The sequence below is a fragment of the Streptomyces parvus genome (assembly GCF_032121415.1).
Taxonomy (GTDB): domain Bacteria; phylum Actinomycetota; class Actinomycetes; order Streptomycetales; family Streptomycetaceae; genus Streptomyces; species Streptomyces globisporus_A.
Genome location: NZ_CP135079.1, coordinates 1,539,041 through 1,556,531 on the forward strand (window position 1 = coordinate 1,539,041; position 17,491 = coordinate 1,556,531).

Consider the following 17,491-nt stretch of genomic DNA (forward strand, 5'->3'; position numbering starts at 1 on the left):
GTGAGCGGTCACCACCCTATTGCCTCGCCCCGCCGTCCAGGTCACCCGCCGCCCGGGCGCTCCGGGCGGGGTTGCGGAAGGACCGGCTGGAGCCCGAGCAGCCGTTCCACCAGGCGCAGGAACATGGCCGCGTCGCGCAGCAGGTCGTCGGCGTCGCGCCGGCCGGCGGCTCCCGGCATGCCGGCCTCCGCACGGGCCCGGCGCTCGGCGCCCGAGGCGAAGAGGGCGCTCCATTCGGTCAGCTCCGGGGCTATCTCCGGGAGGACCTCCCAGGCGCTGCGGATGCGGTCGCGGCGGCGCTTGTTCGTCTCGGGGCGGCCGCGGGCGGCCAGCACGGCCGCCGCGGTGCGCAGGGCGGCGAGGTGGGCGGTGGCGTACCGCTCGTTGGGCTCGCGGAGCACGGCGGCCTCGTCGAGGCCGGAGCGGGCCTTGGCGAGCAGATCGAGGGCGGCGGGCGGCGCCGTGGTCCGGCGCAGGACGGGGTGGACATCGCTAGCCGGGCCGGTCAGTGAGGGGGCAGGGCTGCCTGCGCGGCGCCGCGGGGCGGCGGCTGCGGACGAGCTGGCCATGACGAACCTCCTGTCGTCGTGTGACGGCTCCGTGGCCGTCTGTGTCCATGGTGGCGGGCCCCACTGACAATCGGCCCACAGTCGGTTCTGACCTGCTGTTTTGCTTCGAGCGCGAGTTCGGACTACCTTTTTGCACTGACTGGTCAGTTCAAAAGGGGAGGGTCTCTGTGGAGAGCCCGCACGGCGCGGCTGTCAGCGCCGAGGACTTCGGACTGGAAGGACCGCGCGGCCGGGTCTTCCGGAACGTGACGTTCAGTGCCGAGCCGGGGGAACTGGTGGCCATCGAGGGACCGTCGGGATCGGGCCGCACCTGTCTGCTGCTCGCCCTGACCGGCCGGATGCGCACCACCGAGGGCCGTGCGGAGACCGGCGGACTGCGCCTGCCCAAGCAGGCCGCCGCCGTACGCAGGATCGCCGCCCTGGGGCCGGTGCCGGGCGTCAGTGAGCTGGACCCCGCCTTCACCGTCGCCGAGCACCTGGGCGAACGCGCCCTGCTCCAGGGCCGTTACGGCTCGCCCCTGCGCACCCTGCTGCGCCCGCGCGCCGAGCGCCGGGCAGCCGCCGGGGCCCGGGTGGACGAGGCCCTGGAGGCCGCGGGGCTCGACCCCGCCGCACTGCCGAAGTCGGGGCGCACCTCCGTACGCGACCTGGAGCGCCTTGAGGCGCTGCGGCTCTCCGTCGCGCTGGCGCTGATCGGCAGGCCGCGGCTGCTGGCCGTCGACGACACCGACCTCAAGCTCTCGGACGCCGAGCGCGCCGAGGCCTGGGCGCTGCTGCGCTCCGTGGCCGACGCCGGGACGACGGTGCTCGCCGTGTGCAGCGAGGCCCCCGGGAACACCCAGGTCGTACGCACCGTACCGGCCGCCGAAGAAGCCGATGTCGAAGAACCGGCCACCGAGGAACCCACCACCGAAGAGGAGACGGCCGATGCGTTCGCCGAAGCTCGCCGCGCTTGAGCTGAAGCGGTTCGGCCGGGGCAAGCTGCCCGCCGCCGCGCTCGTCGCCCTGCTGCTCCTGCCGCTGCTCTACGGCGCCCTGTACCTGTGCTCGTTCTGGGACCCGTACGGGAAGCTCGACAAGCTGCCCGTCGCGCTGGTCAACAACGACAAGGGAGCATCCAGCGACGGCAAGCGGATCACCGCCGGGGACGAGATCAGCGAGAAGCTGCTCGACTCCAAGGTCTTCGCCTGGCACGAGGTCAGCTCCGCCGAGGCCGAGAAGGGCGTCGAGGAGGGCACGTACTACCTCTCCCTCACGATGCCGTCGGACTTCAGCGAGAAGATCGCGTCCAGCGGCGGGGACTCCCCCGAGACCGGCGCGCTCCAGGTACGGACGAACGACGCCAACAACTACATCGTCGGGCAGATCTCCAAGACCGTCTTCGGAGAGGTGCGCAACGCCGCCTCCACCAACGCCTCCCGGGGCTTCCTGGACCGCATCTTCATCAACTTCTCCGATCTGCACGACAAGACCGCCGAGGCGGCCAAGGGCGCCGACGACCTCAAGGGCGGCATCTCGAAGGCGAAGCAGGGTTCCAAGGACCTCGCGGACGGCCTCAAGGACTCCAAAGCGGGCAGCAAGAAGCTCTCCGACGGGATCGTGAAGCTGAACCAGGGCTCCCGCGACCTCGCGACAGGCTCCCAGCAGGTCGCCGGAGGCACCCAGGTCCTGGCCGACAAGGTCAACGGGATCGCAGGTGACGTACGCCCGTTCTTCAAGGACAACGGGAAATCCATCCGGGACACCGCCCGGCTGGTCGCCGACACCTCGCAGGCCGTACGGCACAACCTCGACGTGCTGGTGAAGACCGCGCCCACCGCGGCGTCCGGCGCCAGGAAGGCCGCCGACGAGCTGGCCGAGATCCACCGCACGCAGTGCGAGGAGGCCGAGGAGCCCGACGCCACGGCCTGCCCGCCGCTGGAGCGCGCCAAGGTCACGGCCGAGGACGCCGCGAAGATCGCCGCCGATGTGAACACCCTGGTCGCCGGCCAGAACGGCGATCTGACGAAGTTGAGCAACCAGCTGGTCGCCTTCCAGAAGCAGGCCGAGGCGCTCGCCAAGCGCGCCCCGACGCTGGACGACGACCTGGCGACGGCCGTGGCCAAGGTCAACGAGCTCAACACCGGCGCCCGGAAGGTCGCCAAGGGCGCGCAGGCGCTGCACACGGGCCTCGGCACCGCGCAGACGGGCTCCAGCAACCTGGACACCGGCGTCGGCAAGCTGAAGACCGGCGCGGAGAACCTGGACGGCGGGCTGTTCCGGCTCGGCGACGGCTCGGCCGAGCTGGCCCAGGGCCTCAACGACGGGGCGGACAAGATCCCGGACTACGACAAGAAGGACCGCGACGCGCGGACCGATGTCATGGCCGACCCCGTCCAGCTGGCCTCCAAGTCGCTGCACGAGGCCCCCAACTACGGCACCGGCTTCGCCCCGTACTTCATCCCGCTGTCCCTGTGGGTCGGCGCGATGGTGGCGTACATGCTGATCCAGCCGCTCAACCGGCGGGCGCTCGCCGCCGGGGCCTCCTCGTGGCGGATCGCGTTCGCCGGCTGGCTCCCGGTCGCCGCCATCGGCGCGGCCCAGGTCGGCGCCCTGATGGCCGTCCTGCACTGGGGCCTCGGCCTCCAGATGACCCACGCCGCCGGAACGATCGGCTTCCTGGCCCTGGTGACGTGCTGCTTCGCCGCGATCGTGCAGTGGCTGAACGCCTGCTTCGGGGCGGCCGGGCGGATCCTGGTGCTGGTGGTGCTGATGCTCCAGCTGACCTCGGCCGGGGGCACGTACCCCGTCCAGACGAGTCCCGGATTCTTCGGTGCGATCCACCCGTACCTCCCCATGACGTACGTCGTCGAGGGGCTGCGCAGGCTGATCACGGGCGGTCCGCTCACCCCGGTCTGGCTGGGCTGCGCGGTGCTGGCGGCCTTCACCGTCGGCGCGCTCGCCCTGACCGCGTTCACCGCCCGCCGCAAACAGGTGTGGAGCCTGAGTCGGCTGCATCCGGAGCTGAGCCTGTGAGCGCGCCCGCTGTCGCGTCCCCGGGTACGCCCGGGCCTGGAAGAATCGGCCCCATGGAAAGCAGTGGCACCACGCGCCGCCAGGCCACCCGGCAGAAGCTCTACGAGGCGGCGGTGACGCTCATCGCCGAGAAGGGCTTCTCCGCGACCACCGTCGACGAGATCGCCGAGCGGGCCGGGGTCGCCAAGGGCACGGTCTATTACAACTTCAAGAGCAAGACCGAGCTGTTCGAGGAGCTGCTCCGGCACGGCGTGGGGCTGCTCACCGCCTCACTGCGGACCGCCGCCGAGGAGTCCGAGGAGCGTGGCGGCACCCGGGTCGAGGCGCTGGACGCGATGATCCGGGCCGGGCTCGCCTTCATCGACCGCTACCCGGCCTTCACCCAGCTGTACGTGGCCGAGCTCTGGCGCACCAACCGCGCCTGGCAGTCCACCCTGCTGGTGGTGCGTCAGCAGGCCGTGGCGGTCGTCGAGGGCGTCCTGCGCGACGCGGTGCGCGGCGGTGAGCTGAGCGAGGAGATCGACATCCCGCTGACGGCGGCCGCGTTGGTCGGGATGGTGCTGGTGGCGGCGCTGGACTGGCAGGCGTTCCAGCCGGAGCGCTCGATCGACGAGGTCCACTCGGCGCTGTCCCTGCTGCTGCACGGGCGGGTCAGCGGGCGCTGAGACCGCGGCTCCCGGGAAGGCACCGGGAAAGCCGAAGACGCCGGCCGATGAGGTTCGCATCCCCCGCGAACATCATCGGACCGGCGTCTTCCGTGCATCCGGAAACCCGTTCCCCGTGACCCCGTATGTCCCCCGTGGTCCCCGGGCTCCGTCGCGCACCCCCGTTGCGTCGGGGGAACCGCACCGTTCCGCCGCCCCGTGCCGGCGGTCCTGGCGCAGCGCCCCTCCCGTGGCCATCACTCTGCCGTCCCCGCGGGTGGAGGCCTATCCGCGCAGGTACTCATCTGTGCGCCTAGGTACGGGTACTCAGGGCTGCGCCCGCGACCTCACCCGGTTCTGGAGTCATCACCTTCGCCGTATGCGATCCCGTGGCCGCCGCTGTGATCGCTGCCGTGCTGCTGGTGCTCGGGATCGTCACCGTGCTCTTCCTCGCCTCCCGGATCCGCCGCTTCCTGCGCCGCCGGGCCCAGCGCCGCGAGGAGAAGCGCCTGGCCGGTACGGGTGGGAACTGGCCTGACGGCTGAGCTGTGGGCGCCGGTCGATAAGGTCACCGGCATGGCACGAATTGCGGTGATCGGCGCCGGGACGGGCGCGATGGCGGCGGCCGCCCGGCTGGCCGTGGCGGGCGAGAAGGTGACGGTCTACGAACGGTCCGCGAGCTACGGCGGCTCGGTCGGCCGCCATGAGCACGAGGGCTTCGTCTTCGACACCGGCCCCGGACTGCTGCACCTGCCCGCCGTCCAGCGGGACCTCTTCGTGAAGACCGGCAAGGAGTCGCTGGAGCAGTCCGTGACGCTGACCCAGGTCGATCCGGCGAGCCGCCATCTCTTCGCGGACGGCACCGCGGTGTCCCTGCCGAACGCCTCCCGGGCGGGGGTGGCCGCGGCCCTGGACGGGGCGCTGGGCGCGGGTTCCGGGGCGCGCTGGAGCGACTTCATGGTCCGGGCCCGGGACGCCTGGGACCGCTCACGGCGGCCGCTGCTGGAGGAGCCTCTGCGCCCGGATCACCAGGTGCTGGGGCGCGATCCGTATCCGGCGGTGCGGCAGCGGCGTCTGCTGCGCCCGGCCCGGCAGGCGGCCACGGTCGCGGAGATCGGCGCGTGGGAGCTGGCGGACCCGCGCCTGGCGGCCCTGCTCGACGGGTATGCGCTCGCCCACGGCCTCGACCCGCGCACCGCCCCCGCGAGCGCCGCGCTGTTGCCGTACATGGAGCAGACCTTCGGCAGTTGGTACGTGATGGGCGGGATGCGGGAGCTGGCCCGGGCGGTGTACGAGCGGTGCGTGGCCCGCCGGGTGGAGTTCGTCTTCGGGGCCGAGGTGGTCCGGGTCGTGGAGAAGGACGGCCGGGCGGCGGGCGTGGAGCTGGCGGGCGGTGAGGTGGCCGAGGCCGACCGGGTGGTGCTCGGGGTCCGGCCGCGTCCGGGCCTGGTGCCGGGTCAGCCGGTGGCGGGCGCGGGGGACGTGCCGGTCCGGGCGTGCTCCGGCGCGGGCGCGGCGGGCCGGTTCACGGTGCTGCTGTCGCTGCGCGGGGCCCGGGAGGCGGACGCGGTGCACCGGACCGTGGTGCACAGCGCGGAAGGGGCGGCGGAGCAGGAGGCGGTGTTCGCGGGCCGGGTCTCCGACCATCCCACGGTGACGGTGCTGCGCCCCGACGATCCGGCGACCCGGCCTGACGGGGAGCACGAGGCGGTGACGCTCACCGCGACGGTCGCTCCGCAGGGCCCGGTCGACTGGCGGGACGCGGAGGTGCGGCAGCGGTTCGCCGACGTCCTGGTGGAGCGGGCGGGCGCGGCCGTTCCCGGGCTGCGGGAGCGGATCCTGCACACGGAGAGCCGTACGCCGGCGGAGACCGAGGCGGAGACGGGGGCCGAGGGCGGTGCGGTGCCGCCGCCCGCGCTGGCCGGGGCGGCGGGGGCGTATCTGCACCCGGGCAATCTCACCCGCCTGCCGGGGCTGTATCTCGCGGGCGGCTGGGCGCATCCGGGCGGCGGCCTCGCGCACTCCGGGATGTCGGGGACGCTGGTGGCCGGGCTCGTGGTGGAGGGCGACGGCTTCCGCGGCTCCCGCTGAGGGTTCCTGCGGCCGGGGTCGCCGCCGTTTCCGGCTCCGGCGCCGATCCGGGGCCGGAGCCGGACGGGTCACACCCCCGGCGGCGGCCCCGCGAGGGCTCGCTCAGTAGCTAGCGGTACTGCTCGTTCTGGCCGGTGTCGTAGCCGTTGCCGTACGGGGCGGGCCCGGTGGGCTGCTCCGGTGGCAGCGGGGGGTACTGCTCGGCGTCGCGCTGCTGCGGGACCCAGACGCCGCCGGGCGGGGTGTCCGTGGTGTACGCCCCCGTGTCGTACGTGTCCGCGCCGTGGCTCTGGGCGTAGGGGTCGGCGTAGCCCTGCTGCCCGCCCTGGCTGTCGTAGCCGTCGCCGTCGCCGTTGCCGTAGGCGTCGTAGCCGTAGGAGGGGGTTCCGTTGGTGGTGCCGATGTACGGGTCGGAGTAGGCGGCGTAGCTCTGCTCGCCGGTGCCGTAGTCGTACGTTCCGGCGTAGGGGTCCTCAGCCTGCGGCCGGCCGTAGCCGGTGTACGGGTCGTACGCGGCGTACTGCGGCTGGGCCGCGGGGTCGGCGTCGTGGCCCTGGTCCTGGTCCTGGTGGGCCTGGCCGTTCGGGTCGTAGCCGGTGGCCCCGTACACGCCGTACTGGCCGGTGTCGTCGGGGAGCGGCTGCGGTTCGTAGACGGACGGTGCGGGCGGGGCGGCCGGGGGCCGGTCGTACCCGGCGGGGGCGTCCGGCTCCGCGACCTCCAGGTCCGAGACCTCCAGCGTGGGTTCCCTCACCGCCGCGCCCTCGCCGCGGCCCTTGCGCCGACGGCTCGCACCCGGGCTGCCTCCTATGGCCCAGCCGGTGGAGAAGCCCCGCCGGAAGGACAGCGTCACGAAGGTCTGGCCGGTGGCGAAGGCGAGCGTCCCGACGACGATGACCGGGACATAGGCCAGCAGCACCCCGACCACCACGCCGAGGAAGCCGGCGAAGGCGAGCAGCCGCCAGCGCAGTCGTGCCTTGTACTGCAGCAGCACCTCGCCGAGCAGCCACAGGGCCACCAGACCGAATGCGATGTAGAGGACCGTCCAGCCCACGCCCGCCCCCTCCTTCGGCCGTCACCGCTTCGGGGGCGGGTACGACCGGTCACGACTGCTTGTGCAGTCCGAGTTTCTCGTAGATTTCGAGCGTAGCCGTCGAGTTGTTGAGCGTGATGAAGTGCAGTCCGGGCACACCCTCGGACAGCAGCTCCGCGCAGAACTCCGTTGCGAACTCGATGCCAATGGAGCGTACAGCGGCTGGATCGTCCTTGGCGGCGAGGATGCGCTCTTTCAACGACGCGGGCACGGTCGCGTTGCTGAGCTGGGAGAACTTTTCCAGTTGCTTCACGCTGGTGAGGGGCATGACCTCGGGGATCACCGGCGTTTCGCAACCCGCGGCGACCACGCGGTCACGCATCCGGAGATAGTCCTCCGGACGGAAGAACATCTGGGTGATCGCGTAATCCGCGCCCGCCCGGCACTTGTCCACGAAATGACCGATATCCGCCTCCCAGCCGGTGGACCGGGGGTGCATTTCGGGAAATGCCGCGACGCCGACGCAGAAGTCACCCGACTCCTTGATGAGGCGGACGAGGTCGGCGGCGTACTTCACGCCCTGCGGGTGCTCCACCCACTCGCCCATCGGGTCGCCCGGCGGGTCGCCGCGGACGGCGAGGATGTTCCTGATGCCCGCGTCGGCGTACTGCCCGATCATGTTGCGCAGCTCGGCGACCGAGTGGTTGACCGCGGTGAGGTGGGCGACGGGGGTGAGCGTGGAGTCCGCGGCGATCTCCTGGGTGGCCTTGACCGTCCCGGCGCGGGTGGAGCCCCCGGCGCCGTACGTCACGGAGACGAAGCTCGGCCGGACCGCCTCGACCCGGCGCAGCGCGTTCCAGAGGTTGCGCTCGCCCTTTTCCGTCTTGGGAGCCCAGAACTCGAAGGAGTACGACGTTTTGCCGGTCGCCAGCAGGTCGCGCACGGTGCGCGCGTGATCCGTCCTGGTCGAAGGTGTTCCGAGGGCCATAAGGGGAGGTTAACCAGGGGGTGGACACTCACCCAACCAGAGCGGGAGATTTTGTCTCGTTTTGCCGGACTGTTGTCCACTCCTCGGACATTCCTGGATGTCGGGCCCGGGACGTCCGCCGTCCGTAGACCCGGAGTTCAGAGCGTGTGCGCCCGGACGCGGCGGGCCAGCTCGGCGGTGGCGGCGGCCGGGTCGTCGGCTTCGGTGACGGCCCGGACGACGACGACGCGGCGGGCTCCGGCCTCCAGGACCTGGTCCAGATTGCCCGCGTCGATCCCGCCGATCGCGAACCACGGGCGCCGCCCGCCGAGCGAGGCGGCGTAACGCACGAGATCGAGGCCGGGGGCGTGGCGGCCGGGCTTGGTGGGGGTGGGCCAGCAGGGGCCGGTGCAGAAGTAGTCCACGCCGTCCTGGGCGGCGGCGGCGTCGACCTCGGCCTCGGCGTGCGTGGAGCGGCCGATCAGCCGGTCGGCGCCGATGATCGCGCGGGCGGCGGGGACGGGCAGGTCGCCCTGGCCGAGGTGCAGGACGTCGGCGCCGATGGCGTGGGCGACGTCGGCGCGGTCGTTCACGGCGAGGAGCTTGCCGTGCCGGCGGCAGGCGTCGGCGAACACCGCGAGGTGGTCCAGCTCCTCGGCGGCTTCCATGCCCTTGTCCCGGAGCTGGACGATGTCGACCCCGGAGGTGAGCACGGCGTCGAGGAAGGCGGGGAGGTCGCCCTGCCGCTTGCGGGCGTCCGTGCACAGGTAGAGCCGGGCGCCGGACAGCTGCTCGCGAGGCGTGGACATGGTGGAAACTCCCCGTGGTCGTCACGGGGGAGTGGGCTCCCCCGTGACCGTGACGGTGCACGGGCCGCGTCGGACGGCCCGTGCACCACTTCCTGTCGTATCGGTCAGACGGCGAGCGCCTGGGCGCGGCGCTTCACCTCCGTCCCGCGATTCTCGCTCAGCGCCTGCGCGGGGGTGCCGGGCAGGGTCGGGTCGGGAGTGAAGAGCCACTCCAGCATCTCTTCCTCGGAGAAGCCGTCGTCCTTCAGGAGGGTCAGGGTGCCGGAGAGGCCCTTGACCACCTTGTCGCCGTCGATGAAGGCGGCGGGCACCTGGAGCGTCCGGTTCTCACCACGGCGTACGGCGATGAGCTGGCCCTCCTTGACCAGCTGGCGTACGCGCGTCACCTCGACATCGAGCATCTCGGCGATGTCGGGAAGGTGGAGCCAGGCAGGGACGAGAGCATCGGTCTTTGCGTCAATCACGGTCACAGGGACAAGCGTGCCACCTGGGACTGACAGCCGGTAGCCGGGCCGACCGTACGGGGGTGCCGGCGGCGGTCCCGGGGTGGTCAGAGAGCGGTGGACTTCAGCGGTACGGCGGGGTCGGCGACCTTCTCCGGGTCGAGGGCGGCCCCCGACTCGATGAGCCTGCGGCCCTGGGCGAGATCGCGCGGGCGGCCCACGGCGAGCACGGCGGCCAGCGCGCCCTCGCGCAGCCAGCACACCGACCAGGTGGCGTCCGCCCCGTCGCCGCGCCACAGCAGGGTGTCGGCGTCGGCGTGGTGGCCGGCGTACTGCACGAAGCGGCCGAACTGCTCGGACCAGAAGTACGGGACGGGGTCGTAGACCGGGAGCGGTCCGCCGCTCTCCGCCGCCATGACCGCGGCGGCCGCGGTGCGCGGGCCCTGGAGGGCGTTGTCCCAGTGGTGGACCAGCAGACGGGTCCCGTAGCGGGCGGAGGGGAAGGAGGCGCAGTCGCCGACCGCGTACACATCGGGCAGCGAGGTGCGCAGGGCGCTGTCGGCGGTGACCGATCCGTCCGGGCCGAGCGCGATCCCGGAGCCCGCCAGCCAGCCGGTGGCGGGGCGCGCGCCGATGCCGACGACCACGGCTCCGGCGGGCAGCGCGCGGCCGTCCGCGAGGAGCACGGTCCCCTCCGCGACGCGCTCGACCCGGGCCCCGGTGAGGAGTTCGGCGCCGCTCTCGGCGTACCAGGCGGCCATCGGAGCGGCCACCTCGGCGGGCAGGGCGCCCGCGAGCGGGCGGGCCGCGGCCTCGACGACGGTGACCGCGCAGCCCGCGGCGCGGGCGGCGGTGGCGAACTCCGCGCCGATCCAGCCCGCCCCGACGACGACCACGTCGTGCTGCCGGTCCAGGACGGGCCGCAGCCGGGCGGCGTCGTCGAGAGTGCGCAGCAGATGGACGCCGGGCACACCCTCGGTGCCGGGCAGGGCCAGGGGTTCCGCGCCGGTCGCGAGGATCAGGGCGTCGTAGCGGACGGGCCCCTCGGCGGTGTCCAGCACATGGTCGGCGGCGCGCAGGGCGGTGACGTCCAGGCCGAGGCGCAGGGTGATGTCCAGCGCATCGAAGTCGACGTCGAAGGCGGAGTCCTCGGCCTTGCCCAGCAGCACGGCCTTGGACAGCGGCGGGCGGTCGTAGGGCTGGTGGGGCTCGGCGCCGATCAGGGTGACGGGGCCGGTGAACCCCGCCTCGCGCAGGGCGACGGCGCTCTGCACGCCCGCCATGCCCGCGCCGACGACCACCACGTTACGAACCGGGCTCTTCTCCGTCTGCTCACTCACCCGTCCACCTTAATCATCTGACGAAGCGTCAGGGAGACGGCCGCCGGGAGGACGGCGCTCAGGAGGCCACTTCCTCCACCACGCTCGTCCCGCTGCCCTCCTGGGACTCCCACTGCCACCGCTCCTCCAACCGCACCCGGCCGTCGGCGAGATCGACGACGGTGGAGAGGCAGTGCCCGGAGGAGGTCGTTCCGTCCTGCTTGAGCTGGACGTAGCGGAAGTCCAGCGCGTCCCCGTCCCGGCTGCCGACGAGATGGCCGCGGACGACGTCGCCACCCGTGTACTCGGCCCAGATCCGCCCGTCCCGCTCGTGGTACGTGAAGCGGGTGCGGGTGCCGACCTGGCCCGGGGCCTGGTCGGCGACGGGGGCGAGGACGAGTCCATCGAGCGAACGGGCCACGGTGGCTGCTCCCTTGTCCGTGCCGTGGGCGGGTGGGTTTAGGCTGGCCACGGTAGAACACTCGCGGGAGCCCGGACGCACCGGGCTGAGAGGGAGGCTGGACGGCCTCCGACCGTACGCACCTGATCCGGGTCATGCCGGCGAAGGGAGGGGCTGGACACTCATGCGCGTCTCGGGGAAGACCTCCGGAGCCTCGGGGGGAACGGGCACCCCAGGATCCGACGTCCTCGTCATCGGGGGCGGCATCATCGGCCTGGTCACCGCGTGGCGGGCCGCGCAGCGCGGGCTGGCCGTCGCCGTGGCCGATCCCGCGCCGGGCGGCGGAGCCGCCCGGGTCGCGGCGGGCATGCTGGCCGCCGTCACCGAACTGCACTACGGCGAGCAGATGCTGCTCGGGCTCAACCTCGCCTCCGCCGCCCGCTATCCGGCGTTCGTCGAGGAGCTGGAGGAGGCGAGCGGCCGGGACACCGGCTTCCGGAGCTGCGGCACGCTCGCCGTCGCGCTGGACTCCGACGACCGGGCGCACCTGCGCGAACTCCACGCCCTCCAGGAGCGTTCGGGGCTGGAGTCGGTCTGGCTGAGCGGCCGTGAGTGCCGCCGTCTCGAGCCGATGCTGGCTCCGGGCGTCCGGGGCGGCCTCCGGGTCGACGGCGACCACCAGGTGGATCCGCGCCGCCTCGCCGCGGCGCTGCTGACCGCGTGCGAGCGGGCCGGGGTCGCGTTCCGCCGGACGACCGCCGAGCGGCTCACCGTCGACGGGGGCCGGGCCGCCGGGGCGTCGCTCGGCGACGGCACGAAGTTCGCGGCCGACCAGGTCGTGCTCGCCGCGGGCAGCCTCAGCGGCCGGCTCGCGGGGCTCCCGCCCCAGCTCGTGCCACCGGTCCGCCCGGTCAAGGGCCAGGTCCTCCGGCTCACCGTGCCCCCGGCGTACGCCCCCTTCCTCAGCCGCACCGTGCGCGCCGTGGTCCGGGGCGGCCACCTCTACCTCGTCCCGCGCGAGAACGGCGAGCTGGTCGTCGGCGCCACCAGCGAGGAGATGGGCTGGGACACCACGGTCACCGCCGGCGGGGTGTACGAGCTGCTGCGCGACGCCCATGAGCTGGTGCCGGGCATCACCGAGCTGCCGCTCACCGAGACCCGGGCCGGTCTGCGTCCCGCGTCGCCCGACAACGCCCCGCTGCTCGGCCCGACCGCCCTGCCCGGTCTCCTGCTCGCGACCGGCCACCACCGCAACGGTGTCCTGCTGACGCCCGTCACCGGGGACGCGATGGCCGACGCCCTGACCACCGGCGAGCTGCCCGAGGCGGCCCGACCGTTCACCCCCGGCCGCTTCGAACCCGCCGCCGCCCCCGTACTCCAGGAGCAGCCCGTATGACCCAGCAGCCCGTCGCACCGGAAGGCACCTCCGTACCGCGAGCAGCCGCTCCGGAAGGCGCCGCGACCGCCACCGTCTCCGTCTCGGTGAACGGGGAAGCCCGTGCCGTTCCCGCCGGGACGGATCTGGGCGCCCTGATCGGCGCCCTGACCCCGGCCCGCTCCGGGGTCGCCGCAGCCGTCAACGAGAGCGTCGTCCCGCGCGGCCAGTGGGCCGCCACCACGCTCGGCGAGGGCGACCGCGTCGAGGTCCTGACGGCCGTACAGGGAGGCTGACCGTGTCGGACGACGTCTTCACACTGGGACCCGCCTCGTTCGGATCCCGGCTGATCATGGGCACCGGCGGGGCCCCGAGCCTGGAGGTGCTGGAGCGCTCGCTGATCGCGTCCGGCACCGAGTTGACCACGGTCGCGATGCGCCGGCTGGACCCGACGGTGCAGGGGTCGGTGCTCTCCGTGCTGGAGCGGCTCTCCATCCAGGTCCTGCCGAACACCGCGGGCTGCTTCACGGCGGGTGAGGCGGTGCTGACCGCCCGGCTGGCCCGGGAGGCGCTCGGCACGGACTGGGTGAAGCTGGAGGTGGTGGCCGACGAGCGGACCCTGCTGCCCGACCCGATCGAGCTGCTGGACGCGGCGGAGACCCTGGTCGACGACGGGTTCGTGGTGCTGCCGTACACCAACGACGACCCGGTGCTCGCCCGGAAGCTGGAGGACGTGGGGTGCGCGGCGATCATGCCGCTCGGCTCCCCCATCGGATCCGGGCTCGGCATCCGCAACCCGCACAACTTCGAGCTGATCGTGGAGCGGGCCGGGGTGCCGGTGATCCTCGACGCCGGGGCCGGGACGGCCTCGGACGCGGCGCAGGCGATGGAGCTGGGATGCGCCGCCGTGATGCTCGCCTCGGCGGTGACCCGGGCGCAGGAGCCGGAGCTGATGGCGGGTGCGATGCGTCACGCGGTGGAGGGCGGTCGGCTCGCGTACCGGGCGGGCCGGATTCCGCGCCGGCACTTCGCCGAGGCCTCGTCCCCGGTGGCCGGGCGGGCGGCGCTGGATCCGGAGCGGCCCGCGTTCTGAGATCAGGGGGTCGGGGCGCGTCCCCCGGCCCCTGCTCCTCGATCGCCGGAGGGGCCTGAAACGCCCCCCAGCCACAGAACGTGTCCCTGTCACGGATCGGCTGCAGAACGGCCCCGGGAGTGCCCCGGCCCGTCCGGGGTGTCCGTGGCGGCTCGTAGACTCTCGGGGTGGACACGACCCTCCAGGACCCTCTCGTCGGGCAGCTGCTCGACGGCCGGTATCGCATTGAGGCGCGCATCGCCGTAGGCGGGATGGCCACGGTCTACCGGGCCGTGGACACCCGCCTGGACCGGGTGCTCGCCCTCAAGGTGATGCACCCGGCGCTCGCCACCGACGTCTCGTTCGTCGAGCGCTTCATCCGGGAGGCCAAGTCGGTGGCCCGCCTGGCGCACCCCAACGTCGTCGCGGTCTTCGACCAGGGCGCTCAGGGCGCGTACGTCTATCTCGCGATGGAGTACGTGGCGGGCTGCACGCTGCGCGACGTGCTGCGCGAGCGCGGGGCCCTCCAGCCCCGGGCCGCGCTGGACATCCTGGAGCCGGTCCTCGCAGCGCTCGGCGCCGCGCACCTGGCCGGGTTCGTGCACCGCGACATGAAGCCGGAGAACGTCCTGATAGGGGACGACGGCCGGGTGAAGGTCGCCGACTTCGGCCTGGTCAGGGCGGTCGGCACGGCCACCGACACCACCGGCTCGCTGCTGGGCACGGTGTCGTATCTGGCCCCCGAGCAGATCGAGCACGGCACCGCCGACACCCGCAGCGATGTGTACGCCTGCGGGGTCGTGCTGTACGAGATGCTCACCGGCGCCAAGCCGCACACCGGCGAGAACGCCGCCCAGGTCATCTACCAGCACCTCAACTCCGACGTCCCGGCCCCGTCCGCCGTCGTGCCGGGGCTCCCGGTCGCGCTGGACTCCCTGGTGGCGAGCGCGACCGCCCGCAACCCCGGGGTGCGCCCGCACGACGCGGTGCTGCTGCTGGCCGAGACCCGTGAGGCCCGCGCCGGGCTGACCGACGACGAGCTGGACGCCGTACCGCCGCAGGCGCTGTCGGACTCCCACGACGGCGCGGACGACCGTACGAGCGTGATCCCCCGGGCCCTCGCGGAGGACGGCGACGGGGCCGGGGTGCACCGCACCAGCCGCCTGGCGATGCCGCCCGCGGGACCCGCCGCTCCGCGCCGGGCCGGCCGGCGCGGTCCGCTCGGCGGGCCGCACCGCAGGCTGGTCATCGCGCTCGCCGCCGTCCTGCTGACCCTGGGGATCGGCACGGGTGTCTGGTACATCAACTCCGGCCAGTTCACCCAGGTCCCCTCGGTGCTCGGGCAGACCCAGCAGACCGCCGAGAAGCGGATCGCGGACGCCGGGCTCGGGTTGAAGGGCGTGGACCGGGTCTTCAGCGACACGGTCGAGCGGGGCGAGGTCGTCAGCAGCGACCCCGCCTCCGGCGACCGGATCCGGGGCAACGGCTCGGTGAGGCTCGTCGTCTCGCGGGGCCCGGAGATCGTGCGGGTGCCCGATGTGGTCGGCGCTTCCCTCGCGGACGCCCGGCGCTCCCTGAAGAAGGTGGGCCTGGCCCCGGGGATGGTGACCAGGGAGTTCAGCGAGGACGTGGACCGGGGCGAGGTGATCCGTACGGATCCCCGCGCCGGCACGGACCGCAACCCGGACACGGCCGTTGCGCTCGTCGTCAGCAAGGGCGCCCCGATCGACGTCCCGGACGTCACCGGGCTCTCCGCCGGGGAAGCCACCGCCGAGCTGGAGGCCGAGGGGCTGAAGGCAGAGGTGCTGCCCGGCCGGGTCCACTCCCCCGAGGCCGAGGGCGATGTGGCCGAGCAGTCCCCCGGCGAGGGGGCCGAGGCCGCCGAGGGCGACACGATCCAGCTGACCCTCTCCAAGGGCCCCCGGATGCTGGACGTCCCCGACGTCACCGGCCGGGACGTCGACGAGGCGCGGAGCACCCTGGAGGAGGCGGGTTTCGAGGTGAAGGTCGACCGGCCGTTCCTCTCCTTCAGCGACACGATCGCGAGCCAGTCCGTGGACGGCGGCGACCAGGCCCCCGAGGGCTCCACGATCACCATCAAGACCAAGGGGCTCTAGAACCGGATGGACTCTCTGCGCAACCCGGTGGGCGGGCATGTCCCGGTGGCCGGCGGCCTCGCCAAGGTCGGCCTGGCGTACGCGCGCGAGCTGGCGGCGGAGACCGTGCAGGTCTTCGTGGCGAACCCGCGCGGCTGGGCGACGCCCGCCGGGAACCCGGCGCAGGACGAGCTGTTCCGCGCCGAGTGCGCGGCGGCCTCGATCCCGGCGTACGTCCACGCCCCGTATCTGATCAACTTCGGCTCGCACACCGAGGCGACGGTGGAGAAGTCGGTGGAGTCCCTGCGCCATTCGCTGCGGCGGGCCCGGGCGATCGGCGCGCTGGGTGTGGTGGTGCACACCGGATCGGCGACCGGCGGGCGGCCGCGCGCCGAGGCGCTGGCCCAGGTGCGGGAGCACCTGCGGCCGTTGCTGGACGAGCTGACCCATGACGACGATCCGGATCTCCTGCTGGAGTCGACGGCCGGCCAGGGCTTCTCGCTCTGTTCACGGACCTGGGACTTCGGACCGTACTTCGAGGCGCTGGACTCCCACCCGAAGCTGGGCATCTGCCTGGACACCTGCCACATCTACGCCGCCGGGCACGACCTGACCGGCCCGACGGGGATGCGGCAGACGCTGGACCTGCTGGTGGAGACGGTCGGCGAGGGGCGGCTGAAGCTGATCCACGCCAACGACTCCAAGGACGTCGTGGGCGCCCACAAGGACCGGCACGAGAACATCGGCGCCGGTCGCATCGGGGCGGAGCCGTTCGCCGAGCTGTTCGCCCATCCGGCGACCGAGGGCGTACCGCTGATCATCGAGACGCCCGGCGGCAAGGAGGGGCACGCGGCGGACGTGGCCCGGCTGAAGGAGCTGCGGGAGAGCCGCCGGGACTGAGCCCGGGTCCTGCGGCCGCGGGAGAGCCGCAGGAGCTGAGCCGGCCGCGGAAGCCGGTCTACAGCTCCGGGCCGTCGCCCGGCTCCTCCTGATAGGAGTAGCGCTGCTCGGACCAGGGGTCGCCGATGTTGTGGTAGCCCCGCTCCTCCCAGAATCCGCGCCGGTCCGCCGTCATGTACTCGATGCCCCGGACCCATTTCGGGCCCTTCCAGGCGTACAGGTGCGGCACGACGAGGCGGAGCGGGAAGCCGTGCTCGGCGGTGAGGAGTTCGCCGTCCTTGTGAGTGGCGAAGAGGGTGCGCTCGGAGGCGAAGTCGGCCAGGCGCAGGTTCGAGGAGAAGCCGTACTCGGCCCAGACCATCACATGGGTGGCGTCGGGGGCCGGCGGTGCCAGTTCGAGGATCGACCGGGCCGGGACCCCGCCCCATTCGGCGCCGATCATGCTGAACTTCGTCACGCAGTGCAGATCGGCGACGACGGAGGAGAACGGCAGCGCCGAGAAGTCCTGGTGGTTCCAGCAGTGCTTGTCGCCGTCGGCGGTGGCCCCGAAGACCCGGAACTCCCAGCGGTCGGGCTTGAACTTGGGAACGGGCCCGTAATGGGTGACCGGCCATCCGCGCTGCAGTCGCTGTCCTGGTGGAAGCTCCGACTGCTCTGCTCCGCGATTCTCCCGGTTTTCCGGCTGACCCATGTCTCCATGGTGACAGACAGGCAGGGGTGGTCATGACCAGGGAGGACCTCCACCGGGGCAACTCGTA

At 73.0% G+C, this 17,491-nt stretch carries 17 protein-coding genes, 1 pseudogene and 1 riboswitch; of the genes and pseudogenes, 10 read left to right on the forward strand and 8 right to left on the reverse strand.

The window, feature by feature from the left end; genetic code table 11:
- Positions 1-41 precede the first annotated feature (41 nt).
- Entirely contained in the window at positions 42-569 is a 528-nt protein-coding gene (locus RNL97_RS08040) for an SAV_6107 family HEPN domain-containing protein (protein ID WP_030583457.1), read from the reverse strand.
- Positions 570-736: 167 nt separating this feature from the next.
- Between RNL97_RS08040 and RNL97_RS08045 the strand changes: the two genes are divergently transcribed.
- The 5 genes and pseudogenes from RNL97_RS08045 to RNL97_RS08065 all read left to right on the forward strand — a co-directional run bounded on the left by RNL97_RS08045 (position 737) and on the right by RNL97_RS08065 (position 6,319).
- On the forward strand, positions 737-1,525 hold the full coding sequence (locus RNL97_RS08045; protein WP_243313808.1) for an ATP-binding cassette domain-containing protein: 789 nt from the start codon (positions 737-739) through the stop codon (positions 1,523-1,525).
- Positions 1,497-3,584, forward strand: coding sequence for a YhgE/Pip domain-containing protein (locus RNL97_RS08050; protein WP_313750521.1), 2,088 nt, complete (start codon positions 1,497-1,499; stop codon positions 3,582-3,584). Before RNL97_RS08045 ends, RNL97_RS08050 begins: the two co-directional genes overlap by 29 nt.
- 53 nt (positions 3,585-3,637) lie before the next feature.
- Positions 3,638-4,249, forward strand: coding sequence for a TetR/AcrR family transcriptional regulator (locus RNL97_RS08055; RefSeq protein WP_030583467.1), 612 nt, complete (start codon positions 3,638-3,640; stop codon positions 4,247-4,249).
- 335 nt (positions 4,250-4,584) lie between these two features.
- Positions 4,585-4,773: pseudogene (locus tag RNL97_RS08060) on the forward strand (DUF4126 domain-containing protein); the annotation flags it as partial.
- A gap of 31 nt (positions 4,774-4,804) precedes the next feature.
- Positions 4,805-6,319, forward strand: a complete 1,515-nt coding sequence (locus RNL97_RS08065; RefSeq protein WP_030583470.1) for a phytoene desaturase family protein — start codon at positions 4,805-4,807, stop codon at positions 6,317-6,319.
- A 109-nt stretch (positions 6,320-6,428) separates the two neighbouring features.
- Here the strand turns inward: RNL97_RS08065 and RNL97_RS08070 are convergent, their stop codons facing one another.
- The 6 genes from RNL97_RS08070 to RNL97_RS08095 all read right to left on the reverse strand — a co-directional run bounded on the left by RNL97_RS08070 (position 6,429) and on the right by RNL97_RS08095 (position 11,311).
- Complete coding sequence (locus RNL97_RS08070) at positions 6,429-7,373, reverse strand: Bax inhibitor 1 family protein (protein WP_030583473.1); 945 nt, start codon at positions 7,371-7,373, stop codon at positions 6,429-6,431.
- Between the two features lie 49 nt (positions 7,374-7,422).
- On the reverse strand, positions 7,423-8,340 hold the full coding sequence (gene metF / locus RNL97_RS08075) for a methylenetetrahydrofolate reductase [NAD(P)H] (protein WP_078652037.1): 918 nt from the start codon (positions 8,338-8,340) through the stop codon (positions 7,423-7,425).
- Positions 8,341-8,477: 137 nt separating this feature from the next.
- Positions 8,478-9,128 (reverse strand): thiamine phosphate synthase, encoded by a 651-nt coding sequence (thiE, locus tag RNL97_RS08080; protein ID WP_030583479.1) that lies wholly within the window; start codon positions 9,126-9,128, stop codon positions 8,478-8,480.
- Positions 9,129-9,232: 104 nt separating this feature from the next.
- On the reverse strand, positions 9,233-9,598 hold the full coding sequence (locus tag RNL97_RS08085; RefSeq protein ID WP_030583483.1) for an Rv2175c family DNA-binding protein: 366 nt from the start codon (positions 9,596-9,598) through the stop codon (positions 9,233-9,235).
- Between the two features lie 80 nt (positions 9,599-9,678).
- A complete protein-coding gene (locus RNL97_RS08090; protein ID WP_313750522.1) occupies positions 9,679-10,911 on the reverse strand; it encodes an NAD(P)/FAD-dependent oxidoreductase in 1,233 nt (410 codons plus the stop codon).
- Between the two features lie 58 nt (positions 10,912-10,969).
- Positions 10,970-11,311, reverse strand: a complete 342-nt coding sequence (locus tag RNL97_RS08095) for a hypothetical protein (RefSeq protein ID WP_030583491.1) — start codon at positions 11,309-11,311, stop codon at positions 10,970-10,972.
- 53 nt (positions 11,312-11,364) lie between these two features.
- Positions 11,365-11,477: riboswitch (TPP riboswitch) on the forward strand.
- Between RNL97_RS08095 and thiO the strand changes: the two genes are divergently transcribed.
- The 5 genes from thiO (at position 11,475) to RNL97_RS08120 (ending at position 16,733) form a co-directional block, all read left to right on the forward strand.
- On the forward strand, positions 11,475-12,686 hold the full coding sequence (gene thiO / locus RNL97_RS08100) for a glycine oxidase ThiO (RefSeq protein ID WP_243313812.1): 1,212 nt from the start codon (positions 11,475-11,477) through the stop codon (positions 12,684-12,686). (Overlaps the previous riboswitch by 3 nt.)
- Positions 12,683-12,961 (forward strand): sulfur carrier protein ThiS, encoded by a 279-nt coding sequence (thiS, locus tag RNL97_RS08105; RefSeq protein WP_234313401.1) that lies wholly within the window; start codon positions 12,683-12,685, stop codon positions 12,959-12,961. Before thiO ends, thiS begins: the two co-directional genes overlap by 4 nt.
- A 2-nt stretch (positions 12,962-12,963) precedes the next feature.
- Positions 12,964-13,758, forward strand: a complete 795-nt coding sequence (locus tag RNL97_RS08110) for a thiazole synthase (protein ID WP_313750523.1) — start codon at positions 12,964-12,966, stop codon at positions 13,756-13,758.
- 167 nt (positions 13,759-13,925) lie between these two features.
- On the forward strand, positions 13,926-15,854 hold the full coding sequence (gene pknB / locus RNL97_RS08115) for a Stk1 family PASTA domain-containing Ser/Thr kinase (RefSeq protein WP_030583503.1): 1,929 nt from the start codon (positions 13,926-13,928) through the stop codon (positions 15,852-15,854).
- A gap of 6 nt (positions 15,855-15,860) precedes the next feature.
- Entirely contained in the window at positions 15,861-16,733 is an 873-nt protein-coding gene (locus tag RNL97_RS08120) for a deoxyribonuclease IV (RefSeq protein WP_313750524.1), read from the forward strand.
- 58 nt (positions 16,734-16,791) lie between these two features.
- Here the strand turns inward: RNL97_RS08120 and RNL97_RS08125 are convergent, their stop codons facing one another.
- Positions 16,792-17,424, reverse strand: a complete 633-nt coding sequence (locus RNL97_RS08125) for a sulfite oxidase-like oxidoreductase (protein ID WP_030583508.1) — start codon at positions 17,422-17,424, stop codon at positions 16,792-16,794.
- Positions 17,425-17,491 lie beyond the last annotated feature (67 nt).

Bases quoted from the DNA above. Each gene is read 5' to 3' on its own strand.
- RNL97_RS08040 (WP_030583457.1), bottom strand. From the start codon at position 569: ATGGCCAGCTCGTCCGCAGCCGCCGCCCCGCGGCGCCGCGCAGGCAGC.
- thiE (WP_030583479.1), bottom strand. From the start codon at position 9,128: ATGTCCACGCCTCGCGAGCAGCTGTCCGGCGCCCGGCTCTACCTGTGC.
- RNL97_RS08120 (WP_313750524.1), top strand. From the start codon at position 15,861: ATGGACTCTCTGCGCAACCCGGTGGGCGGGCATGTCCCGGTGGCCGGC.
- thiO (WP_243313812.1), top strand. From the start codon at position 11,475: ATGCGCGTCTCGGGGAAGACCTCCGGAGCCTCGGGGGGAACGGGCACC.
- RNL97_RS08055 (WP_030583467.1), top strand. From the start codon at position 3,638: ATGGAAAGCAGTGGCACCACGCGCCGCCAGGCCACCCGGCAGAAGCTC.
- metF (WP_078652037.1), bottom strand. From the start codon at position 8,340: ATGGCCCTCGGAACACCTTCGACCAGGACGGATCACGCGCGCACCGTG.
- RNL97_RS08125 (WP_030583508.1), bottom strand. From the start codon at position 17,424: ATGGGTCAGCCGGAAAACCGGGAGAATCGCGGAGCAGAGCAGTCGGAG.
- RNL97_RS08065 (WP_030583470.1), top strand. From the start codon at position 4,805: ATGGCACGAATTGCGGTGATCGGCGCCGGGACGGGCGCGATGGCGGCG.
- thiS (WP_234313401.1), top strand. From the start codon at position 12,683: ATGACCCAGCAGCCCGTCGCACCGGAAGGCACCTCCGTACCGCGAGCA.
- RNL97_RS08050 (WP_313750521.1), top strand. From the start codon at position 1,497: ATGCGTTCGCCGAAGCTCGCCGCGCTTGAGCTGAAGCGGTTCGGCCGG.